The 21,893-nt window shown below is 60.2% G+C and carries 17 protein-coding genes; 5 read left to right on the forward strand and 12 right to left on the reverse strand.

Translation table 11 applies throughout. The annotated features are described in order from the left end of the window. Positions 1-484: 484 nt before the first annotated feature. On the reverse strand, positions 485-1,450 hold the full coding sequence (locus C41B8_RS00110; RefSeq protein WP_037332587.1) for an IS481 family transposase: 966 nt from the start codon (positions 1,448-1,450) through the stop codon (positions 485-487). Positions 1,451-1,743: 293 nt separating this feature from the next. On the opposite strand from C41B8_RS00110, the gene C41B8_RS00115 reads away from it, so the two are divergent. The 4 genes from C41B8_RS00115 (at position 1,744) to C41B8_RS00125 (ending at position 6,304) form a co-directional block, all read left to right on the forward strand. Next, complete coding sequence (locus C41B8_RS00115) at positions 1,744-3,057, forward strand: MFS transporter (RefSeq protein WP_037332588.1); 1,314 nt, start codon at positions 1,744-1,746, stop codon at positions 3,055-3,057. Positions 3,058-3,326: 269 nt separating this feature from the next. Then, complete coding sequence (locus tag C41B8_RS00120) at positions 3,327-4,325, forward strand: GlxA family transcriptional regulator (protein WP_198024975.1); 999 nt, start codon at positions 3,327-3,329, stop codon at positions 4,323-4,325. A 572-nt stretch (positions 4,326-4,897) separates the two neighbouring features. Next, positions 4,898-5,227, forward strand: coding sequence for a hypothetical protein (locus tag C41B8_RS20310; protein ID WP_156962349.1), 330 nt, complete (start codon positions 4,898-4,900; stop codon positions 5,225-5,227). 21 nt (positions 5,228-5,248) lie between these two features. Further along, the gene (locus C41B8_RS00125; protein WP_051882544.1) at positions 5,249-6,304 is read left to right on the forward strand and encodes a GlxA family transcriptional regulator; all 1,056 of its coding nucleotides are present in this window, start codon (positions 5,249-5,251) and stop codon (positions 6,302-6,304) included. A gap of 22 nt (positions 6,305-6,326) precedes the next feature. On the opposite strand, the gene C41B8_RS00130 is transcribed toward C41B8_RS00125, so the two are convergent. The 5 genes from C41B8_RS00130 to C41B8_RS20315 form a co-directional block, all read right to left on the reverse strand. After that, positions 6,327-7,109, reverse strand: a complete 783-nt coding sequence (locus C41B8_RS00130; protein WP_037332590.1) for a hypothetical protein — start codon at positions 7,107-7,109, stop codon at positions 6,327-6,329. Further along, entirely contained in the window at positions 7,099-8,253 is a 1,155-nt protein-coding gene (locus C41B8_RS00135) for an electron transfer flavoprotein subunit alpha/FixB family protein (RefSeq protein ID WP_051882684.1), read from the reverse strand. The genes C41B8_RS00130 and C41B8_RS00135 overlap by 11 nt, the downstream gene beginning before the upstream one ends. Before the next feature lie 73 nt (positions 8,254-8,326). After that, a complete protein-coding gene (locus C41B8_RS00140; protein WP_037332594.1) occupies positions 8,327-10,282 on the reverse strand; it encodes a DUF3483 domain-containing protein in 1,956 nt (651 codons plus the stop codon). A gap of 2 nt (positions 10,283-10,284) precedes the next feature. Beyond that, positions 10,285-12,348 (reverse strand): oxidoreductase, encoded by a 2,064-nt coding sequence (locus C41B8_RS00145; protein WP_037332597.1) that lies wholly within the window; start codon positions 12,346-12,348, stop codon positions 10,285-10,287. A 443-nt stretch (positions 12,349-12,791) separates the two neighbouring features. Next, the gene (locus tag C41B8_RS20315) at positions 12,792-14,450 is read right to left on the reverse strand and encodes a hypothetical protein (protein WP_156962350.1); all 1,659 of its coding nucleotides are present in this window, start codon (positions 14,448-14,450) and stop codon (positions 12,792-12,794) included. 180 nt (positions 14,451-14,630) lie between these two features. Here C41B8_RS20315 and C41B8_RS00150 point away from each other — a divergent pair, with 180 nt between their 5' ends. After that, the gene (locus tag C41B8_RS00150) at positions 14,631-15,740 is read left to right on the forward strand and encodes an IS110 family RNA-guided transposase (RefSeq protein WP_037332599.1); all 1,110 of its coding nucleotides are present in this window, start codon (positions 14,631-14,633) and stop codon (positions 15,738-15,740) included. Between the two features lie 882 nt (positions 15,741-16,622). Here C41B8_RS00150 and C41B8_RS00155 read toward each other — a convergent pair. The 6 genes from C41B8_RS00155 to C41B8_RS00175 all read right to left on the reverse strand — a co-directional run bounded on the left by C41B8_RS00155 (position 16,623) and on the right by C41B8_RS00175 (position 21,313). Then, on the reverse strand, positions 16,623-17,495 hold the full coding sequence (locus tag C41B8_RS00155) for a hypothetical protein (RefSeq protein ID WP_037332602.1): 873 nt from the start codon (positions 17,493-17,495) through the stop codon (positions 16,623-16,625). A gap of 118 nt (positions 17,496-17,613) precedes the next feature. Beyond that, positions 17,614-18,066 carry a hypothetical protein gene (locus C41B8_RS00160; protein ID WP_156962351.1) on the reverse strand — a complete coding sequence of 151 codons (453 nt, stop codon included), beginning with the start codon at positions 18,064-18,066 and terminating at the stop codon, positions 17,614-17,616. A gap of 93 nt (positions 18,067-18,159) precedes the next feature. After that, entirely contained in the window at positions 18,160-18,528 is a 369-nt protein-coding gene (locus C41B8_RS00165) for a hypothetical protein (protein ID WP_156962352.1), read from the reverse strand. A 518-nt stretch (positions 18,529-19,046) separates the two neighbouring features. Continuing rightward, positions 19,047-19,403, reverse strand: coding sequence for a hypothetical protein (locus tag C41B8_RS19205; RefSeq protein WP_156962353.1), 357 nt, complete (start codon positions 19,401-19,403; stop codon positions 19,047-19,049). Positions 19,404-19,913: 510 nt separating this feature from the next. After that, complete coding sequence (locus C41B8_RS21080; protein ID WP_084188337.1) at positions 19,914-20,333, reverse strand: cytidine deaminase; 420 nt, start codon at positions 20,331-20,333, stop codon at positions 19,914-19,916. Between the two features lie 131 nt (positions 20,334-20,464). After that, positions 20,465-21,313: a DUF4396 domain-containing protein gene (locus C41B8_RS00175; RefSeq protein ID WP_037332606.1), complete on the reverse strand. Its 849-nt coding sequence runs from the start codon at positions 21,311-21,313 to the stop codon at positions 20,465-20,467. Between the last annotated feature and the right edge of the window lie 580 nt (positions 21,314-21,893).

Here is a 21,893-nt window from a genome sequence, read left to right on the forward strand (position 1 = left end):
GGAGCAAAGTTCAGGCCAAACCACAATTTATTGAAATAAAGACAATTTCATGAAACTAAGCACGTAGAAATCGCCCAGTGCATGATTTTTCGACATGCGCCATAAGGCTTATCCAGCGCATGAATTAAACCGTCGCGATCGAGCCCAATTTCCGATTCGCGCCGCCTGAGGCAAAATGCATCGGGGATAATGCTGTCGATTTAAATAGTTGTTCGTCGCGCCGGAAATTTTTGTATTAGTGGGTGCGATCCTCAATCAACAAGAGAAATAGATCGTAGGCGGATCGAGGGCTCGAAGACATTCCGGCAGCGGGCGGCCAGCACAAACCATCGTAAAATTTATCGACGGTCGGGAGGCCACAACGTCGCGTGGCGCGCTCAAGTCAGACGTTCCGGCACTCGCTGGGGCAGGTCCATGCCCCGTCCCATCCAGAAACGCGGTGGCAACACCAGATTGGCCGACTCATCGGCCGCTCGATGCGGCCCTAGCTGTCCAGTCCCGCCAACAACTGGTTTGGCGGATAAAAGAATGGCTGGGGATCTCGCGCCCACTCGGCGGTGATGAACTCGACCGGGGTTTTCCCTTTCAAGGTTTTGAGTTTTTTGGCGTAATTGTAAGCGGCCAGAAACGTCTGTAAGTGGCCCTGCAGTTGTTCGAGATCGGCATAGTGATAACGTTTGATGGTGGCGGCCTTGAGCGTCCGATTCATGCGCTCGACCTGGCCGTTGGTCCACGGATGATTCGGTCGGGTCAACCGGTGCTCGATGCCATGCGCCCCACAGCGCTGATCGAAGCGTGAGCGACGATTCAGCGGCGTGTTCGGATCGCGATAACGCGCCGAGTCGGTGAATTGAATGCCGTTGTCCGTTAACACCGTATGGATGCGATACGTCAATACATCGATCACATGCTCCAGAAAAGCGGCGGCTGTCCGACGATTGGCCTGGGACTCAAGGCGCGCGACGACGAACTTCGACGTGCGATCGATGGCCACAAACAGATGATGCCGGCCTTGTTCGGTGCGGACCTCGGCAATGTCAATGTGCACATAGCCGATGGGATAGGCCTTGAACGACTTTTTGGGCCGCGTGCCGGCGTCGGGCTCGGGCAGGCGCGAGATGCCGTGGCGCTGAAACAGCCGATGCAGACTGGAACGGCTTAGATGCGGAATGCTGTCTTGCAGGGCATACAGACAATCGTCCAGCGGCAGTTGGGTGTGTCGACGAAAGATCAGGCAGGCGGCTTCTTCCTCGTGCGACAACGAGGTCGAGCGGGGCTGCTTCGGCCCCATCGGGCGATCCTCGACCTGCGCCCTGTGGCGCCATTTGAGCACGGTTTTCACGTTGATGCCGTATTGCCGTGCGAGCTGCGAGGCCGAAGCTGTCGATCGCTGTATTGCTGCTCGCGTGGCGTGCGTGGTCGTGGCGCGTCCGTGAAGTATTTGGCCCATAAGATCGCTTTGAACTCTGGCGTTAACGTTGAACCATCATACAGCGGGACCAAACAACTAGCGCCTGGCCACACTTAACGCCTGCTCACGGCCTGCGTCATCACGAACGCGCGTTCAGTACGATTTTGACGCCTATCGCGCTCGGTCATGGAGAACGTCCCGCCGCCGATCCGATTGCGCGCCGGGCGCGGCACAGCGTTCTACGACGAACGGCGAATATCCCCTCCGACTGACGCATGAAACGTTTTACGCCGCACGAGCAATATTTCACGCTTTAATATCAGGAGGTTGTCGTGAGTTCTACGACGAATCCGCCCGAATCGCGCTTCGACCGAATGGGCATGCCGCATTCCATACGCTGGGGCTTTCTCGGCGTACTGGTTTTCATGACCGGCAACGGCACGGCCTCGAATTTCATCGCGCCGCATATGCAGCATGCGTTGTCCGGCTCCGGCGCGGATCTCGTGCCGACCATCATCGCCATGTATAGCCTGGCGGTGCTGATCGCGTCTTATCTTTCCGGCGCGCTGGCCGACCTGTTCGGGCCGCGCCGCGTCATGCTGTGGGGCTTTCTGATCTGGGCCGTGTTTCAGGTCGCCTTCCTGCTGGCGCTACGCACCGGCTCGACCGCGCTGGTGTTCGCGACATATTTCCTGCGGGGCTTCGGCTTCCCCTTGTTCGCGTTCGCGTTCCTGGTGTGGATCAACGCGGTCGTGCCGCGGGAGCGCAACGGCACGGCTGTCGGCTGGTTCTATGTGATGTTCACCGGCGGCCTGCCAACGCTGGGCTCGCTGTTCGCCGCCGGCAGTATTCCACTGTTCGGCGGCGGCGCGCTTGGCGAGACCCTGACCATGTGGGCGTCGATCGGGCTGGTCACGCTCGGCTTTCTGATCGTGTGGTTCGGGGTCCGCGACCCGTCCGGCTCGCGGCGCCTCGCCCCGCCCGACGAGAGCGCCGGCGAGGTGCTGTCGTCCGGCCTGCGGCTGACCTGGCGCGAGCCGCGCGTGCTGATGGGCTTTCTGGTACGCCTGATCAATACCGCGCCGGAATTCGGCATGTTCGTGATCATGCCCACGGTGATCGCCCAGAACCTCGGTTGGGGCCAGTCGCGGTGGCTGCTGATGACGACCTGCATCTATGCCGGCAACATCCTGCTCAACGCCGTGTTTGGCGCCATCGGCGATCGCTGGGGCTGGGTGCGCACCGTACGCTGGTTCGGCGTGGTCGGCTCCGCGCTGGGTCTGCTGGCCTGGTGGTATATCCCGCACCTGGTGCCCGCCGGCTCGGACTGGGGCTATGTGGTGTCGGTGATCAGCGGCATGGTATTCGGCATTCTGCTGGCCGGCTTCGTGCCACTGGGCGCAATCCTTCCCGCGCTCACGCCCGACCACAAGGGCGCGGCCATGGCGATGTACACAACGGCGGCCGGCGGCGCGACCTTCCTCGGCACGGCCGTGGTGGCCATCGTCCAGCCCTGGGCCGGTAACGTCGGTGTGGTGTGGGCCTTCGTTGCACTCTACGGCGCTTCCTTCGTCATGACCTGGTGGTTGGACATCGAGCACGCCGATCAAACACAAGCCGCCCCGGCCCAAAGCCCCGCATACTGATCCCCCACGGGCCGTCCCATCGCAAGGGCGTTCGCGCCGGCCGGCAGCAGAATCCGGCCGGTCGGCGCTCGATTGCCAGCCCGGTTCGCGGGCGGCATGATGCAGGGATATCGATCACGATCGCTCCGAACCGGAGGCTCGCATGAATCGCCCGGCTGTCATCAGGCGCCGTTGGCCAACGACCGCGACGGGCGGTCGCTGACGTGAGCGCGACCCGGATGGGCACAACGCCAGTCAATGCGCCCCGAGCGCGGCTGTCCGTGGGCTTTATGTTGCAGCCACGCTTCACGATGCTGCCGTTCGCGGCTTTCGTGGACTGCCTGCGGCTGGCCGCCGACGAGGGCGACGCAAGCCGTCCCATACGCTGCCGCTGGCGTTTTCTCTCGGCCGACGGGCAACCGGTGCAGGCCAGCAACGGCGCAACCATAGGCCCCTGCGACACCTATCGCGACAGCCCGCCCGAGAATTTCGACTACATCGTGGTCTGCGGCGGCCTGCTCGACGACCGGCCGGCCGCCGATGCACGCACCGTCGAATATCTGCGCGAGGCCGCCGCCCGGCGCGTGCCGTTGATCGGCCTATGCACCGGCCCGTTCGCACTGATCCAGGCCGGCCTGATGAAGGGGCGACGCTGCTGTGTGAGCTGGTATCACCACGGCGATCTCACCCAGCGCTATCCCGACGTGGTGCCGGTGGCGGATCGTCTGTTCGTGGTCGACGGCGATCGCATCACCTGCTCCGGCGGCATGGCGGCTGCGGATCTCGCGGCCTGGATCGTGGAACGTCATATCGGGCGCGCCTGGGCCCAGAAAAGCCTGCACATCATGCAGATCGACAGCGCCCGGCGCGGCAACGCCGCCCAGCCGCAACCGGCCTCGTTCGACCGCGTCACCGACAACCGCATACGCCGCGCCATCCGCTTGATCGAGCAGCATCTCAACGATCCGCCCAGCACATCCGCGCTCGCCAATATGCTGGATATCTCGCGCCGCCAGCTCGAACGAGGCTTCATGCAGGAACTGGGCATGAGCCCAAGCACGTTCTCGCGCGATCTCCGGCTGCGTTACGGCCTGTGGCTGCTGCGTCACACTTCGCGCTCGATCACCGAGATCAGCGCAGAATGCGGCTTCGCCGACAACGCGCATTTCACGCGCCAGTTCCGGCGTCTGTTCGAGTGCTCGCCGTCGCAGATCGAACGCGGTACCGATATCCACGAGACACCCTACGACGGAGAACTCGCGGCGCTGTTTGCCGAGCGCGGCAGGTAGTCTCCGGCCGGATCCAGGCGCACCCTGGTTCCGACATACCGTCACGCTTGGCAGGGCCCTCTCCCCAACCGCCATACGCTCGGCCCCAGTGCAGGCTTAAAGCTGTGTTCGACACCTTCTCGCCGCGCCCGTGATACCGGTCGTCAGCGGGCTCGATCTCGAGTGCGGGCCGTGCATCCGACCTGCGGTATCGCAAATATAGCCATACGGCCGGCGGCTTCGCCGACTCGTTCGCAAGGCGAAACTCGAATTGTTCGATGCCTTGCTCGCAACCATCTAGCCCAACACTTAAATATAAAAAGTAGCGCGACTGCATCCGATCGCGAGATTCAGCCCGCGGATGGACACTCGGCGGCACGCCCTAGCAACGCGGGCGATGGTCATGGCCAGCCACCTCCGCGCCGACGCCAGGTTTGTGCTGGCCGGCAAAGCGGGGCGCAAGTTCGCAGCAGTGCGCGGCCATCGCCGAGCAATCATCCCGCCGCGGGCGTCTCCACGGCCGACGCCACCCTCCAGCGCGCGGCCGTTCGCCAACGCTCAGTTCAAATCACATGCCCTATCGCGCGGGTCTCATGCAGCATTTTTCCAGCGCCGAACTCGTTACTGGCATAGACCGTGCGGGCGGATTAAAAGCTCTTATCCAGTGGCGCGTGGAGTCGCTGATCATCGAATGCTCGGGCCCGTGGTTCGCGCTGTGTCCGGGGAATGGCAGACCCCGCGACACCACGTTCGACAGGGTCCTGCCTAGTCGATTAGCTTTAGTTGCACTACGCAATTATCGCCCAGGCGACTTACTTATTCCTATGTGCGACATCATCGTACGTCAGGCCCAAGAAAATGAAACTGCATTGCTTTTTATGAAATTTGCGTTGCTATACTCCGGGCTTCACACCACTCCGTGACAATCGGACGAGTGGCTCGCTATGAAATCCAGCCCTTATCAGACGGGACGGCCCTGCCGGATCGGATTTATCCAGGTTCCCGGGTATTCGGCGATCTCGTCGTTCTGCGCCATCGAGCCACTGCGGATGGCCAACCAGCTGACCGAACGGCAGCTCTACGAATGGCAACTGCTGACCGCGGACGGGCAGCCGGCGGAAGCCAGCAACGGCTTGAGCACCTCGCCGGCCCGTGTCTTCGATTGCGACGACGAGTTCGACATGGTGTTCGTGTGCGCCGGCGTCCGGGTCAAGCAAGCCTGCGACCGACGTCTGATCAACTGGCTGCAACATCTGGCTCGACGCCACGTCCCACTCGGCGGGTTGTGCACCGGGCCTTATATTCTCGCCCGTGCCGGTGTGCTCGACGGCTACCGCTGCACCGTGCACTGGGAGCATATTTCCAGCATCAACGAAGAAACCGAATTCCCGAACACGCTGTTCTCTTCCAAGCTGTTCGTCATCGACCGCGACCGCTACACCTGCTCCGGCGGCGTGGCGCCCCTGGATCTGATGCTCAATATCATCAAGGAACAATGTGGTAGCGAACTGGCCGCCTCGGTGTCCGAGGAATTCATCCACGATCGTATTCGCGGGGTCGGCGATTCCCAGCGCGTACCGTTGCGTGCCCGGGTCGGCCCCGGCCAACCCAAGCTATTGGAAGCCGTAGCCCTGATGGAAGCGAATATCGAGGAGCCGTTGACGCTCAGCGAGCTGGCCCACTACGTCAATATTTCCCGGCGCCAGCTCGAGCGCTTGTTCCGCGCCCACCTGGATCGCTCGCCCACGCGTTATTACCTGGAGTTACGCCTCAAACGGGCGCGGGAATTTCTCCTGCAGACGTCGATGTCGATCCTGGATGTCGCCCTGGCCTGCGGCTTCTCGTCGTCGCCGCATTTCAGCAAGTGCTATCACGACTATTACGACATGCCGCCGAGCCAGGAACGCAGACGCCAGGCCACACAGATCCGGCTGACGGCGCTGGCCCCGACGACCGTCCCGACGACCCAAAGCACGCCCGGCCACGATCCGAAGTTATAGCCCGCCACGTGACGCCGGCGCCTCAACGCTGACGCAACAAACCTTCGGCCCGCAGATAATCGGCGATCGCGCGCGCCGCGTCCTCGGCGTCCGGATCGATCATGAGCTGGCCTTGCCCGGCCTGGGTTTCGCTGGCGGCGCGCAACCGATCGGCCGCGCTGCCGCCCCGAGACACGGCAATTCGCTTGGGCCGAGCTCGCGCCGGGCGAATCTCCGGTGGATCGATTTCCGGGCACAGCACGGACGGCGTGATCGTCCGAATCTGCCCGCGACGGGCCCGCGCCTCGGCAAATACCGGCCGCGGGGCAGAACCGGCATCGATGGTGGCCAGCAACGGCAATCCCGCGTCCAGCGCCCGGCGCCGGCCGCGCGGCAGCACCTGCTGCAACTCGACGCGTCCAGCGCCCGGCATCGACAACGCATCGATGGTCGGCACCATCGCATAGCCGAGCGCGGCGGCCAGATCATACGGCAGCGAACCGCTGCCCTCGCCGTCCTCGGCCCGCACGCCGGCGAGAATCACGTCCGGATTGCGAACCCGCAGATACTCGATCAGCGCGGGGCGGATATCGCGCCCGGCCGGCACCTCGATCACATCGAGCGCGTCGAGCGACCGACGCGCCGCGGTCTGGCCCAGATAATTACGCAGTCCCGGCGATTCCGGATTGCCGGCATGGACCGCCCGCACTTCGCCGCCGACGCCCAGCGCGAATGCCAGCGCGCGCGCATCAGCAACGGCAGCGCGCGGCCGATCGGAGGCCGGGTGCCGGCCGAGCGAACAGAGCACCGTGATATCAGGTTTCACGAGCTTCGGCCTCGATCAGTCGGGTCAATGCCGGCATCACTTGCTGTGCATCCTTGATCGCGGATAGATCGCTCCGCTTGACCATCTCGGCATGCAGATCGGTATTCACGGCCACGACTTTCTCGCAGCGCGCGATGCCCTGCAGATGCTGCGGCGCGCCGGAGATGCCGAACGCCAGATAACAACGCGCCTCGATCAACGTGCCGGACGCCCCCACCTGGCGCTCGCGTGGCAAAGAGCCCGCATCGCAGACCACGCGCGAACCGCCCTCGGCCGCCCCCAGCGCCTTGGCGAGCGCGTGAAAGGCGTCCCAATCGGTCACGCCGTTGCCGGCGCTGACCACGAAATCCGCTTCCGCCAGGGGCACCGCGCCGGGGTCGACCGGCAACAGCCCCTGGTCGTGGACGCCGGGCGTTACCTCGGCCACTTCGGGCGCGTCGATCGGGCGGGCTTCGTAGCAGTACGCGTCGGACACCGGCTCGTCGCACTCGGGCGCCAACAGCACGATCTGCGGCGGCCGGCGCGAATAATCGGAGCGCTCGCCGTCGCCGCGCGCCACGGCCTCGTCGGGCCGCAGGCGATGAACGCGGGTCGCCGGCGCCTCGCCCAGCCCCGCCGCCAGACGCCGACCGAGATCGCCGCCGGCCACCGTCGTATCCGGCAACAGCACATGGCGCGGCGCCAGCTGCTGGCGTACGGCCTCGAGCGCCGCCGTGCGGGCCTCCGGTGCATAGCCGGCATAGTGCTCATCATCGAAACGGATCACGCGATCGGCGCCGGCCACACCTAGATCCTCGCCTGTCTCGAATACCACGGCCACGACGGCACCGCCATCGCGATCGGCCAACCGCCGCGCGGCGCCGAACACATCGCGATCGTGCGACGACAATCGGCCACCTTCGTAATCCGGCACCACGAAAATCCAGAACGCTGGCGCGTCAATCCGCATGAGCTCAGGCCCAGCGGATGCCGCCGGCCGCGCCGTACCGGCGGAACGGCCGGTGTCGATCGAGCGGCCGGACCGATCGATGCGCAGCCGCCCGGCTGCCGAAATCACCCCGGCCCGACGAATACGGCGGGGGTCGCGTCGGCGCCGCCCGCTCGGCCCGAACGATTCCGCGGGCGCCATCGCTTCGGCGGCCATATTCCGCTCGGCGCGCGGGTCGCGCCGTCGCCGGCCCCGGCCGGTCGCGGCCTGAAACGGCCGGCGGGCACGTCTACGCACTCTCACGCCAGGCCTCCTCGCTCGGCTCGGCCGCCGCTACGGCATCCGCCAGCAGCTCGGCGATATCCACCACGTCAGCCCGCGGCGCGACCACGCCTTCGAGCATGGTTGCGCAATGCGGGCAGGCAACCGCCACGGTCTCGGCCCCGGTCGCGGCGACGTGTTCCATACGCACATCCGCGATGCGGCGCCGGCCCGGGATATCGGTAACCGCCAGACCGCCACCGGAGCCGCAACAACTCGAGCGTTCGCCGGACTTGTGCATCTCGGTCACGCTCTGGCCGATGTGTTCCAGCAGGCGGCGCGGGGCCTCGGTCTCGCCGTTGTAACGGCCGAGATAACAGGGGTCGTGATAGGTCAGCGCCATGGCTTCCCCGGCCGCGGCCGGCAAGCGACCCTCGACGACGAGGCGCGAAAGATAGGTGGTGTGGTGGCGCACCTTGTAATGCCCGCCCAGCGCCGGATATTCGCGGCCAATCGCCTGCAGCACATGCGGATCGGCGGTCACGATTTCGTTGAACTCGTAGCGATCGAGCGTGGCGATATTGGCCCGCGCCAGCCGCTGGAACGTGGCGTCGTCACCCAGCCGCCGGGCCAGATCGCCACAATCGGCTTCTTCCGCGCCGAGGATGGCGAAATCCACCCCGGCCTTGCGCAGCAGCTGGACGAGGCTACGCAGCGTGCGCTGGTTGCGGCGCTCGAAGGCGCCCTCGCCCATCCATAGCAGCACGTCGCAGCGGCCGCGCTCGGCCAGCAGCGGAATCTTGAGATCCACGGCCCAGTCGGCGCGCGCGGCAGCCGGCTTGCCGCTCATGTTGTCGGCTTCGCGCAGCGCATCGAGCGTCGCCGCGCCCTTGCTCGGTGTGGCACCGGCTTCCAGCGTCTGGAAGCGCCGCATGTCGATGACGGCATCGACGTGCTCGATCATCATCGGGCATTCGGCAACACAGGCCCGACAGGTCGTACAGGCCCAGAGCGTATCCGGATGAATGCCGGCCTCGGCGTCGATCAAGGCCTGGCCGCGGCCGTGCGGCCGGTTGTCGCGATCCGGATGGCCGTTGCCGCGATACGCGCCGGTCGCGCCTGGGCCGACCTGGGTCACGACGAGATCCTGGATCAACGCTTTCGGGTTCAGTGGCAGACCGGCCTCGAACGCCGGGCAGGCCGCTTCGCACCGCCCGCACTGCACGCAGGCATCGAAGCCCAGCAGCCGGTTCCAATCGAAATCGGCGACGGTTTCCACGCCGATCTTGTCGGCCTCGAGATTGGCCGGCGCCAGCGCCGTATCCCGCGCTCCGGGCTCGAAACGCGCCGGCCGCGGATGGAACGCCAGATGCAACACGCCGTTGACGGCATGCTTCATCGGCCCCAACGCCATGCCGACATAAAGCTCCGCGCACGCCCACACGCCGATGGCGATCAGCGGCCAGGCCAATGGCGAGGCCCAGGCGATCGGCGGCGTGATGCCGGCCGCCGGCAAGCTCGCCACGCCAAAGAACACCACGAACGCAGCCAGCGACCAGGGCAGCCGATCGAACCCGCCGCCGGACAACCGGGCCGGCCGGCTCGGCCGGCGCCGCTGCCATTCGATGGTCGTGCCAACCGCCATCGCAGCCAGCGAGGCCAGAATCAGCCAGGCCGTGACCCAGCCCCCGATACCGAACAGATGACGCAGTAGCACGAACAGCGTAGCCGCGACGAAGCCGCCGGCCGTCAGCACATGCATGCGCGCTACACGCTCACCCGTGTCGTCGCGCCGATCCGTGGTCAGCGGCGAGCGCGAGACGACGTGATGCACGTCCACCAGATAACGCCGCGGCACCTGCGCCAGCCCGGACCAGCGTATCGGCGCGGCCCGGCCGGCCGACCAGCGCGACGCCCGCCAGGCCACGCCGGCGCCAAGCCCCGCCAGGCCCGCGAGTACCATCCAGCCGGGCAGATCCGCCATCGTCAGAAATCCTTCGCCAGGCGCAGCGAATCGTAGATGGCGCCGTGGATATCCCGTGGCGAGACGCAGTCCCCCACGCGATACAACAGATAACCGCCACCGTCCTCCAACAGGTTCAACGCCGGCTGGGGCGTGGCGGCGAACAGCGCTTCCATGTCGGTCTGGCCCTTGTTCAGGGCCCCGTCCTTGAGCGCGTAATACAGATCCTCGCGCGGGCGCACGCCGTTCTCGACCACGATCTGATCGACCAGGCGCTCTTCTTCCTCGCCGCTGTACTCGTTGGCCAGCACCGCCACCAGCTGTTCGCCCTCGCGGTAGACCTCCTTCAACCCGGTGTTCGGCGTGAACACGACGTCGCGGGACAACAGCCGCTTGTTGTAGACCGGCTGGGTGGTCCCGCCGGTCTGCTCGCCCACGGCCAGATCGGGCGTGGCGATCTCGACCAGCGCTTCGCGATTGGCCAGAAAATCCGCGCAGCTCACGCCGGCATAGCCGCTGTTCACGTCGTAGACCAGCACGTTGCTGCCGGGCTCCACCGCGCCGGACAGAATATCGTGCGAACTCACCACCAGCGCTTCATCGGCATGCCAGCCCGCCACCTCGTCCACGAACGGCCGGCCGCCGGTGGCGACCATCACCACGTCCGGCTCGAGCGCGAGCACGTCATCCGCACCGGCTTCGGTGCCCAGTCGCAGATCCACGCCGAGCCGCTTCAGCTCCATGACGAACCAGCGCGTAATACCCGCGATCTGATCGCGCGCCGGGGCTTTCGACGCGATCTCCACCTGGCCGCCGAGGCGGTCGCTCTTTTCGAACAGGATGACCTCATGGCCGCGTTCGGCCGACACCCGGGCCGCCTCCATGCCGGCCGGCCCGCCGCCGATAACCACCACACGGCGCCGGATCGGCGCCTTGGGGATCTTGTGCGGCATGGTCTGCTCGCGCCCGGTGGCCGCGTTCTGTACGCACAGCACATCGAGGCCGTCGTATTGCCGGTTGATGCAGTAATTCGCGCCCACGCACTGCTTGATCTGGTCGACCTTGTCGTCGCGCACCTTGTTCACGAAGTGCGGGTCGGCAATATGCGCCCGCGTCATGCCCACCAGATCGCAATGGCCCTCGGCGATGATGCGCGCGGCCGACATCGGGTCCTTGATGTTCTGGGCATGAATCACCGGGACATCCACCTCGGCCTTGATCGCCGAGGCCAGATATACGAACGGCTCCGGCGGGTACGCCATGTTGGGGATGCAATTGGCGACGGTCGCGTGGGTATCCGCGCCCGAGCCGATCACGTCGATGAAATCGACCATGCCGGAGCCGGCATAGGCGCGCGCGATCTCCAACAACTCGTCCTGACCGAGCCCGTCCGGCAGAAATTCATCCCCGGCCATGCGCATGCCGACCACATAATCGTCGCCGACCACACGCCGGATCTCGGCGAACACCTCGAGCCCGAAGCGCATGCGGTTTTCCAGGCTGCCGCCATATTTATCGGTGCGTTTGTTGGTGCGGGGCGACCAGAACTGATCGATCAGATGTTGGTGCGCGGCGGAGATCTCCACCCCGTCGAGCCCGCCTTCCATCGCCCGGCGCACGGCCTGGCCGTACTCGCCGATGATGTGCTCGATTTCCTCGACCTCGATCGTCTTGCAGGTCGCGTTGTGCACCGGCTCGCGGATGCCGCTCGGCGACATCAGATGCGGCCAGCCGCCGCCGTGCCAGCTCGTGCGCCGCCCCATGTGGGTGAGCTGAATCATCAGCGCGGCGCCCTCGCCCTGGACCGATTCCGAGAGCTGCTGAAAATACGGCACGATCCGGTCGTGGCTCACGTCCACCGCGCCCCACCACACCGGCGTCGGGCTAGTGATCGACACCGACGACGAACCGCCGCACATCGTCATGCCGATACCGCCCTTCGCTTTTTCGGTGTGATAAGCGCGGTAACGCTCGGTCGGCATACCGCCTTCGGTATACACCTCGCCATGCGGCGTGCTGACAATACGATTGCGCAGCGTGACGTTCTTGATCGTCAACGGCTGGAACAGCGCGTCGAACTGACTCATGCGACACCCCGCCCCAACTGCGACAGCCCACGGCTGCTTCCCAAAACTTCCCGCATGATCGTGGCCGCTCCCGCCACTGTCGTCTGGACGCTTCCAGTCTATGAGCGGGTCTCGGGGTGCAAGCCATCAATTGCGACGCGGAATTTCACAAAAGCGTCACGGGGTTTGGCGGGTTGTGGCGAGCTGCGCACGGTGGGCCTGAGCGCGACTGTTGCTGCTGAGTCGACCTATACCAAAAAGTTGCTCGCGGGTTTGGGGCGCCGTTGGGTTCTTCGACAGCGCCACCACAATTTAGGCAGGGCGGCGGCGTTCCGAGCCCCGGGTTCTATTGAATGGCAGTCGCTGATTATTTAACGCTTGAGCTCAGGTGCCGGCCGAAGCGCGCCAGCGCTTTGGCCGGCCAACTGCAGCGATTTGTTTAGCGAGCATGCGACGGGCAATGCTTAGTTCCACGAAAATTTATTTATTACCCAAATGAATACCGCGAGCAAGCCAACCACAGCAAAGACGAGCAGAAAAGAACATAGCCCCGTCACTGCGTCGCTCAAATCGGGATAAGTGTCGCTCAAAAACGGCTGAACCACGAGGTTCGCCAAGCCAGTCGTTCCTACTAAACCAAAAACTGCCGTTAGCCAACGATCGACGCGCGATCGATTTTTGTCGGCTCGATATCGCCGCTCGTCGAGGTGCCAACGTGCCTGCTCCTTACCCGCAGCAATGAGGCGGGACGTCCCAGCTGCCTCCAACAAGTATTCAATAGCATCAGTGATTTCGCCAGCTTGGCTGGAATGATGAAGAGTGGATTCCGCGGATGCCAATACTTTGTAAGCGCTAACCAAATGCTCATCATTTGAAGGGCTGGCAGCGGTCGAGCATGCTCGCGCTATTCGAAGGTTATGATACTCAAAGTGTTCCGCTCTGGCCTGATTCTCGAACAAATGAGCTCTAGTGAGGTCATTTTTCCATGCGTTATCCGGCGAGCCAGGAGGGCGCAGCCACGTCCACAAAAGGAGCGATCGATTACCGTGAAAACTGTAATCCTCGAAAGGGCGTAAATCTATTGGCAACGGAGGAGGCTTCGGCAAGCTCGGAGCTCGCGCCAAAATTCGAGACATCGATTGGCCGAAGCTTTCAAACAATTCGCTTTTAGTAGCTGGCTGCTCTGCGAAACGTATTAGCGAGATTGAGGGCCGGCCTTGCCAGAGCTGTATTCGTCGCAGATTTTGGCCCGCCGACTTGTGAGGTGTCGCTATAAGGCTTGCCACCGCATTAACGTAGAGCGAGCGGCAGATATCCATCGTCGATTCCCAGTCATCTTGACCATCCGAGCCGGCGATTTGGTGCAGTGTCCACGATTCGCCTCCGATGTCGAATGATTGTCCGCCCTTCCTGAGAGACTCTTCTAGAACCAGGCGACTCTTGCGGCGCATATCTTTCAGCAACCGCTTCGATCTCCGGCCAGCGAATGGCTGTCCACCAAGAGATGTTTCCGCCTCATATGCCTCAGGTAGAATTTGTTCAGCGTCCAAGCGCTGAATCTCTGCTTGGACCCAAATCCGATCGAAATACTGTTGGAATAGATTAACGACATCTTGAATGAAGTCGCACTCGTCGAGATTATCCCAAGTCGTGTCGACCTGAAAACTGAGCGTCGCTATTCCATCTGAATAGAGTTTAATCCAAGGATAAATAGGTAGGGCAACGTCATCTTGTTCTAATACGAATGGCGGCAAAGCGGCACGTAAATGAGGTGGCATTTGCTTCGCCTCATCGCCTTCGATTCGTTTTTCGTGAAACGAAAGCTCTAGACAAAAAATGAGGTCTTCGGCCACGTGAGACGGTAACTTTTCGCTAAACTTGATAGCCCAGCTAGAATCCCATTTACGGCCTTGAGGCTGAATCCATTCAACTTGGACTTCTGCTTCTTTATCAAGATAGACTGACTTCAAATCGGAAAAACAGACAGACCGAGCGATTCCGGACTTAAGGAAATTTGCCGCGGTCTCGACGAGATCGATTTCCGTTGCTTCAAAGCCTGCTGTGTAATTGTGGAAGCAGTTGACCTGTTGAACTAGCAGGCTTTTGGTCCGCTTTTTCGGCAAGTGCTTCTCCAAGTTTCTAAAAGTGTGCTAGTCACGGCCCAACTAGCTCGCTAGACAGCATGACTTCCACACGGTGATGGGCTGACCCCCGCGGGGCCATTCTCGCGGGTTGGCTTGTCGCCAGAGCCGCACAAGCGATACTCAATTTCGCTCAACTCGGTTCCCCGTGCGGAGGTCAGCATGTCAAACGATACCACTGCTTTTGTCGGCCTGGATGTCCACAAAGACTCGATTACGGTGGCCTGCGTGGCCAGTGATTCGGACGCGCCGGTGATCGATATCGGCACCATCGGAACCCAGCAATACGCCATCGACCGACTATGCAAGAAGCTCTCGGGGCGTGGGCCATTACGCTTTGTCTACGAAGCCGGACCCTGCGGGTTCGGGTTACAGCGGCTTCTGGCGAGTCGTGGCTACGACTGCCAAGTCGCGGCGCCTTCATTGATTCCTCAAAAGCCCGGTGAGCGCATCAAGACCGACCGCCGGAATGCCCGCAAGCTGGCCTTGGCGTTACGGGCGGCTACGCTGAGCTATGTCCATATCCCTACGCCTGAGCAAGAACAGTTTCGCGATGTGGTGCGAGCCTGGCAGCAGGCCAAGCGCGATGTGACCGGGGCGCGACAGCGGCTGAAGTCTTTTTTGCTGAGGCACGATATCCGTTACACGGGACGGGCGAACTGGTCGACGGCGCATCGACGGTGGTTGTCTGAGATGGTCTTGCCGTCACCGGCCCAACAAATCGTCTTTCAGGAGCTGGTCGATTCGATCAGCGAACGCGAGCGCCGCCGGGATCGGCTGGAACGCCAGCTCGATCATTTGGCCCCCGACTGGTCGGGTTATCCGCTGGCTCAGGCGTTGCAGGCCTTTCGCGGCATCCAGAAAACGGTCGCCTACACCGTGGTCGCCGAAGCGGGCGATCTAGCGCGCTTTGCCCATCCCAAGCATTTCATGGCGTGGCTGGGTTTGGTGCAGGTCGAACACAGTTCCGGCAAGACGCGCCGGCTGGGGCCGATCACGCGCTGTGGCAATCGCTGGGCCCGGACCTTGCTCACGGAAGCGGCCTGGTCTTATCGCTACAGTCCCAAAGTCAGTCGAATCATCGAGGCCCGGGCGGGCACGATCGATCCGGCCATTCGGGCGATTGCCTGGAATGCCCAGATCCGGCTACATCACCAGTACGTCAAGCTCACGGCCAAAGGCAAGCATAAGAATGTGGCCGTCACAGCGGTCGCCCGAGAGTTGGCGGGCTTCATCTGGGCTGCGGCCCGCCAACTCGAACAGCCTGCTTAAACCGAATTCGCTTTGGGAATGGCAGTGACCGGGCCCGGTGTGGGGGTAACCCGCGACGGCGTTAAGTGGCCGCGAACACGCGATGCACGCCTCTAGACTGCGGACAGGCCCTCAAGACGGAACTCAGTAATACGGTAACCAATCCGCGGATATCAGCATGATCCACCGTCGACGTTATTGGCCCGGCCGCTGTCAGACCCTTCTTCAAGGACGACCGCCATGAGATAGATCGTGCGTGCTTGACAATGGAAGTCATATCAGACGCCTGAGCTCAGTTGCCGCCGGAGCGGGAGAAGCCCGCGGAGGGAACCCAAAGCGCGAAGCGGTTTAGTGGTCAACTGCAGCACCTTGTTGGGCGGCTCTATATCTACTACATGAATGATATCGCCCACCTAACTAAGCGATAGATATCGAAACCTAAATAAGTTACGAAGGCGACGGCTGCAAAAAGCACGAATACAATTGTGGCTGCGGGTAACACCGAACCTAGCAAACCCTGCTCGGGACCGGGCTCTGGACCGGGACATGGCCCCGGAAATCCACGGCTGAACTTTGGCTGACCATAGCGCTCAGTTTCATCGCTCGACGCTACCCGGATGCTTCGTTCTCTTTCTTTCTCCTCTTCCCTGAGCTTATCTAGCTCTAACTGCAGCTTCTCGTTTTCCAGTCGAGTTTTGCGCACTGTCCGAACTTGAACGGTGAATGCTACTAAGCCAGCGATCGGCGTCGCTATAGAAAAGCAGATTAGCCAGATTTCATGCAATGTCATAAATCACGGCCCAACGCCTGAGCTCAGGTGCGTTTGAGGCGACGCCTGCTTATGCGATAGCAAAAGTAGGTGGCGGGTCAAACGTCACCTGCAGCGACTTGTTGGGCCAGAGCTCACTGACGCGTCGGCACATACATGCCAGGAGGCAGTTGAGTAAGCCCAATCCTAGAGCCTGTCATTTTCTCCAACTGGTCTTCACTGAACGGTGTGCGGGGCAAACGATTTACGGCGCTAATACAGATATTTAGTGCGGCATCGATGATCTCGAGCGTTTCTGACTGTGCCTTTTTGGCTTTGGCAGGAACCGGGTATTCGTACCTCGTGATAGGGGCACCTTTCATCATCAGGAGGGCACCTCCGCCTTGGGAATGCGCGGAATCCCCGACTCGAAATCCTGGACTTGAAGTGTAGTGGCTTGAAAGATTGTGATGCACATAGTCACAGAGGAGATCATACTTGCCAGCCAATGCGTTAGCCTCAGAGCTTGCCACGAGCTTGGCGAGAGATTGCATGATGTTAAATGGCTCAAGGTGTTTCTTGGACGCACCGGCATCTTTTAGATGCTTCGCAATTTCCTTGTTGGACGTTCCAAATCTAGCGCGCATGATGATTCCGAAGAATTGCTCCCCTTTGGGGCGCCACTTATCTTCCGGTTCTGAAACAACTGCGCTCAATCGAGCGTCAACGTCATGTAAAAACGCTGCGAGCTCTAACAATGACCTCGTAAAGAGATACATCCCAAGGGAAGACTCGAACCGAGCATTCTCAAGGTAGCCGTCTACGACGGCAACGACCTTGATCTGAGTCGCAGTTGCGAAATTTTCCGAATGCAAAGTACACATTTGATGAAGGTATTTGAACTGCCGGAGTTTATCTCCACCACGCGCAGCCATATCAAGCTTCATCGCCGGCTCCGGAAATTCGATTCCAGCCGACACCTGCTCTCGAGGCACGCGTATTTTTTCCTCAATATAGCTCAGTTCCATCGATATCTCACACTGGGGCCCAACGTTTAAGCTAAGTGGCGCGGCTTTGCCGCGTCCGGTGGAGCGCGAAGCGCGGAACAAACTTGAGCGATTTGTTAGGCGGCATTAGGTGGTTAAGCTAGAAAGTCTCATCCTCCGCACAGGGTCCGACTTTGATCCATTTAGCTAGCCCTTTTTCAACCAGTGAATTTGCCAAGTTAGCACCCTCCACGCTCAGATGCCTCGCGTCATTGTAGGTTAGCCCGTCAGGAGGCCAAAAGTAGAATTCACATCCGCATTCTTCAACCAAGTACTTTATGACCGCAGTAGCTATACCTTTCCGCTGATACTCTTGGCTAATATCTGCCCCGACGACCATCTGCTCATCATCGATTTCTATACGACCTATCTTCTTGTTGGATTGAGCATCGAAAATATCCCAGTCGAGATCCTCTTCGGGGTCAAACTTGATTTTGATCCCGCCTTTTGCCTTGAGCGTAATCATTTCACCATATGCACTAAGTTCTGACGAATAACGCCTTGAATAATCCGCCCATTTTGGAGCGGCAGCAGAAAATTTGTCGGCCTTCATCCACTTGTTAGGTCTTTTTACGGCCTCGATGCCATTTGATATCCCCAGCAACGTACCGGCAAGCCATGAAAATGCTTTTATAACGTGGTTTTTTTAAGTTCTCTTTGAATTGATCGTCTTTGGCGTATAGCCAAGCACGGTAGACGCCCACTTTTTCAGGTCTTGATGGTAGTCATCAAAGAAGAGCTCATGCGAGATTTTGTTTCTGATTCTTTTGATTTCCTTTAAGTGAGGATATTTTTCCTTAATAGAATTGGCATCAATTGCCATAGCAAGTTCCAGCGTTTTGCTAAACATCAGATTCATTGCGTCTACTCGTTTCGAGTCAAGCTGATGGGCAGAAATAAATTGATACAGGATTTGCTCGAGAACAAGATGCCCCTTTAGCAGAATCATCTCCATATCGCTGTATTCCTTCAGCGTCACCTTTACGGAGTATTCGAGCACTTCGTTTGGGATCATGATCTCGGAGCCCTAACGCCTAAGCTCAGTTGTGGCCGCGATAGCGGGCATCAACTGGAGCGATCTGTTGGGCTGGTAACAACTGGAAATTTTGGGGTGTCCAAAAACCGCGAGTAATTTTTACGAAAATAATTTGCTACTCCCTTCAGAGTATCCACGTGAACCGCCGTGTTTTTTTCGGCCCTACTTACTTCTGGTTGCCACTCACCCGAGCCATTCATATATACCGCCGCCAGCCCCAATAGCGGGTCAGGGCTAGACTTTCTAAGACGCCCGAAACTACGACTTATAAGGTCGGCGGGCATCATATCGGCCCAAAATTCTCTTGGTGGATTTACTCTACCTGTCTCCGAGTCAACGACCTCGGTTACAAGCACTCGCCTCCAATTACGCGCGGGCGCTTGGTCCGACACGATGATGTGCATTACTGCAGCATAGGGAAATCCTGCCGAAAGCAGACCGATACCTTGGCTAAAACCGAACTCGTTTGGAGACTTCCCCTGCCTTGAAAAACTTGCTCAGATAATCTTAATTTCGACGCCCAGCGTTTTATCAACAAGTAACTTATTATCCTGATACGGGATCGCTAGTAGATCGATGTCGCCAGGGTACTTCAGATTAGGCGATAACTTTTCCGAGGGCACAAGGCCGCCAAGGAACACGCCGCCACCTTCTTTTAAAGAGTCAAAAACCTCTCGACATAATCGAGAGTAGACCATTCCAAAGAGTCGGCGTTGGCAGACGAACTGGGCGATCAAAGCGCGTTCGGCATTAAGCCGATACTCTCGTCGGTCGACTAAGACTGCTTTGTCACCGTCGTCTAGAAAGCGCGGTCGCTCACCTTGTCTCATCTCGTACTGGTAAGAATCGTCCACTAGGGCGCCCAACGCCGAAGCTCAGTTGCCCGCGTGGAGCGAAGCGGAACGCGGGTCAACTGCAGCGACCTGTTGGGTGACTGCATAGCCACGGATTGACCGCCGTTCGGCTAAGCGAAGGCAACCAACCCGATTGAACAAAGCCCGTAGTTTGGTGCTGATAAATCCCCATGCCCCGAAGATAGCAAAACCCGGACGAAAGCGCTTTGCCGGAAGCCGACTCGGCACATCAAACGAGGCCCGCTTTCCAGCTTGAAGCGAAGGGGCCAGAAACCGCTTGCGGCTGCGGGAGCTGACTTTGCCGAGACACGCCAAGCCTCGACCGAAGGCACTATGCACGAACAACTATTTTTCGTTGCCGGATGGGCCACCGAATAGCGAAGCCGAGTGAGCCATTTTCGTTGGCTGCCAACCCGACGCGCCGACACAAAAGCCACAGTTACCCAACGCCAAAGCTCAGTTGCCGGCCGAAGCGCGGCAGCGCTTTGGGCGGTCAACTGCAGCGCCACGTTAGGTATCACCCGCAAATGCCGGCGACTCTGCCCAGTAAAATGGTTGAATTTCTCTAAAGGGTAACGATTGCCACTTTTTCGAATCTTCTCGATCCGGGACCGCAACCTCAACTGATTCCCGCCATATAGCTAGCCGCTCTAGGCAAATACCACAGGGCGGGACAATAGCGAATGGTTCTTCACTCCCGCAGCGGATTACACATACCGAGGCAGTTACCGACTTTCCGAGTCGAAATGCTTCACAATAAGCGCCGGTTTCATAGCAAAGATTTGCTGCCTCGTTCGGTGACTCGAAGCCGACACTCGTCAGAATCGTCCCGTCGCTCAGGTAGACGGCCGCCGCCCCACCTTCGCCGCTCGGAAAACTGGCTATGGCTTGCGCTTTCGCGGCATCTACTAACGCTTGATCCACTCCCATAACTGCTTCCTTTTACCTAACGCCTGAGCTCAGTTGCCGCCGGAGTGCGAAGCACGGAGGGAACCCGAAGCGCGGCAGCGCTTTGGGCGGTCAACTGCAGCGTCTTGTTGGGCGTCGATACGAGAGATCTGCTAGAAGCGTGTCAAAAGTACCGCTATCCCCAGCCCTACGCCAAATACTATGAACGAAAGGATCGTCATGCCTGCAAGCGTGCGCTTGGAACCTGGCTCCTGTGTTTGCTTTTCAGCCCTCCGTGCCGGGGCAGTATGAGCATCGTGCGAGTGCTCGGAAGCACTTGCGTGCATCGTGTCTTCATTCGTGGGTTTATTGGAAAAACGAATTGTCATCATCCCGTGTTTCATGTGTCGTGATACCAGCCACCAATTCATGGGATAGGCCGTTATGAAGCCGACCAGCAGGGCCATGGACATGACGAACCAGAATGCTGGCCCGGTCGGTTCATGGGCCATGGCCGTATTTTTCATCGCCCAAGTCATTATGGGCACCATGCCAGCCATGAGGCAGTTCATCGACAACAATTCCGGAAAAAACGTACTGGAGAGAGCGCGCGCATATGAGCCGCCGGCCATATCCCGCATGAACAAAGCCTGAAATATCGCCCAACCGAATCCAAAACCTAGGATGTATTCCAGCGCGATGTCGAGCGTTGGGGGAAAATGAAAGACGCCGGCGACGACAGCCCCGGCCAAAATGCCGACCCCATCGCCGGCCACGCAATGCATTGTGGAGCCGAGCACTTGTCTCCAACGCGTTGCAACGTAGCGTTCGTGTAATCCCGGCAACGGCTCGCGGCAACCTAGCACGTAAAGAAACGCACCAAACGGCCCCGTGTACGCGGTGAGTAAAATGAATCCCCATTTTAGAACAGTAGATTCTGGCGTGGTACGAATATCGACCGCCACGAACAGCAGAGATAACGCGGTGAGCAGAAACCAAAGTAGCATTACGCCATCGAGCATTGCTTAAATCTCCGTGCTTTTACGCCCAACGCCTAAGCTCAGTTGCCGGCCGAAGCGCGGCAGCGCTTGGGACGGTCAGCTGCAGCGAACTGTTAGCTTTTTTCACGCTTATATCCAACGTATAGCCCACGGTACGCGATAACGGTTGCGAGAATGAAAGCGACGCTCGCCAACAACGACTGTGAATAAAAGACAACTATCAACCACAGCCACCCGAAAGCGGATCCGGTGCTCAGCATTGATTGAGCTAGAACAAGGCTGCCCAAAATACTTCCAGCGCATGATGCGGCTACAAACGGCATCGACGCGGCGAGCGGGATCATTGACCAACTGAGACACGCCGAAGAGTCAGCCGCCGAAATGATGGCAATAAGGTAGACGAACTGCACGCCAAGTAATGCGGAAGCCAGATAAAAGAACGTCTTATGAGGTTGCTTTAAATCGTCAATCATTTCGTAGAGCTAACGCCAAGTATACGTCTGAAAGTAGGTATAGCACTGCGCGCAAATTTCGTATAGTAATAATTAGCGCAGCTGTAAGCGTTGCCTAGCAATGCTGATAGCGCCAATAGACCGCTAAT

The sequence above is a fragment of the Salinisphaera hydrothermalis C41B8 genome, from assembly GCF_000732535.1.
Lineage (GTDB): Bacteria > Pseudomonadota > Gammaproteobacteria > Nevskiales > Salinisphaeraceae > Salinisphaera > Salinisphaera hydrothermalis.

Excerpts from the sequence above, each read along its gene's own strand:
- C41B8_RS00110 (WP_037332587.1), bottom strand. The coding sequence starts at position 1,450 with ATGGGCCAAATACTTCACGGACGCGCCACGACCACGCACGCCACGCGA.
- C41B8_RS00120 (WP_198024975.1), top strand. The coding sequence starts at position 3,327 with ATGTTGCAGCCACGCTTCACGATGCTGCCGTTCGCGGCTTTCGTGGAC.
- C41B8_RS20310 (WP_156962349.1), top strand. The coding sequence starts at position 4,898 with ATGCAGCATTTTTCCAGCGCCGAACTCGTTACTGGCATAGACCGTGCG.
- C41B8_RS00125 (WP_051882544.1), top strand. The coding sequence starts at position 5,249 with ATGAAATCCAGCCCTTATCAGACGGGACGGCCCTGCCGGATCGGATTT.
- C41B8_RS00135 (WP_051882684.1), bottom strand. The coding sequence starts at position 8,253 with ATGGCCGCCGAAGCGATGGCGCCCGCGGAATCGTTCGGGCCGAGCGGG.
- C41B8_RS00140 (WP_037332594.1), bottom strand. The coding sequence starts at position 10,282 with ATGGCGGATCTGCCCGGCTGGATGGTACTCGCGGGCCTGGCGGGGCTT.
- C41B8_RS00145 (WP_037332597.1), bottom strand. The coding sequence starts at position 12,348 with ATGAGTCAGTTCGACGCGCTGTTCCAGCCGTTGACGATCAAGAACGTC.
- C41B8_RS00150 (WP_037332599.1), top strand. The coding sequence starts at position 14,631 with ATGTCAAACGATACCACTGCTTTTGTCGGCCTGGATGTCCACAAAGAC.
- C41B8_RS00155 (WP_037332602.1), bottom strand. The coding sequence starts at position 17,495 with ATGGAACTGAGCTATATTGAGGAAAAAATACGCGTGCCTCGAGAGCAG.
- C41B8_RS00160 (WP_156962351.1), bottom strand. The coding sequence starts at position 18,066 with ATGAAGGCCGACAAATTTTCTGCTGCCGCTCCAAAATGGGCGGATTAT.
- C41B8_RS00165 (WP_156962352.1), bottom strand. The coding sequence starts at position 18,528 with ATGATCCCAAACGAAGTGCTCGAATACTCCGTAAAGGTGACGCTGAAG.
- C41B8_RS21080 (WP_084188337.1), bottom strand. The coding sequence starts at position 20,333 with ATGGGAGTGGATCAAGCGTTAGTAGATGCCGCGAAAGCGCAAGCCATA.
- C41B8_RS00175 (WP_037332606.1), bottom strand. The coding sequence starts at position 21,313 with ATGCTCGATGGCGTAATGCTACTTTGGTTTCTGCTCACCGCGTTATCT.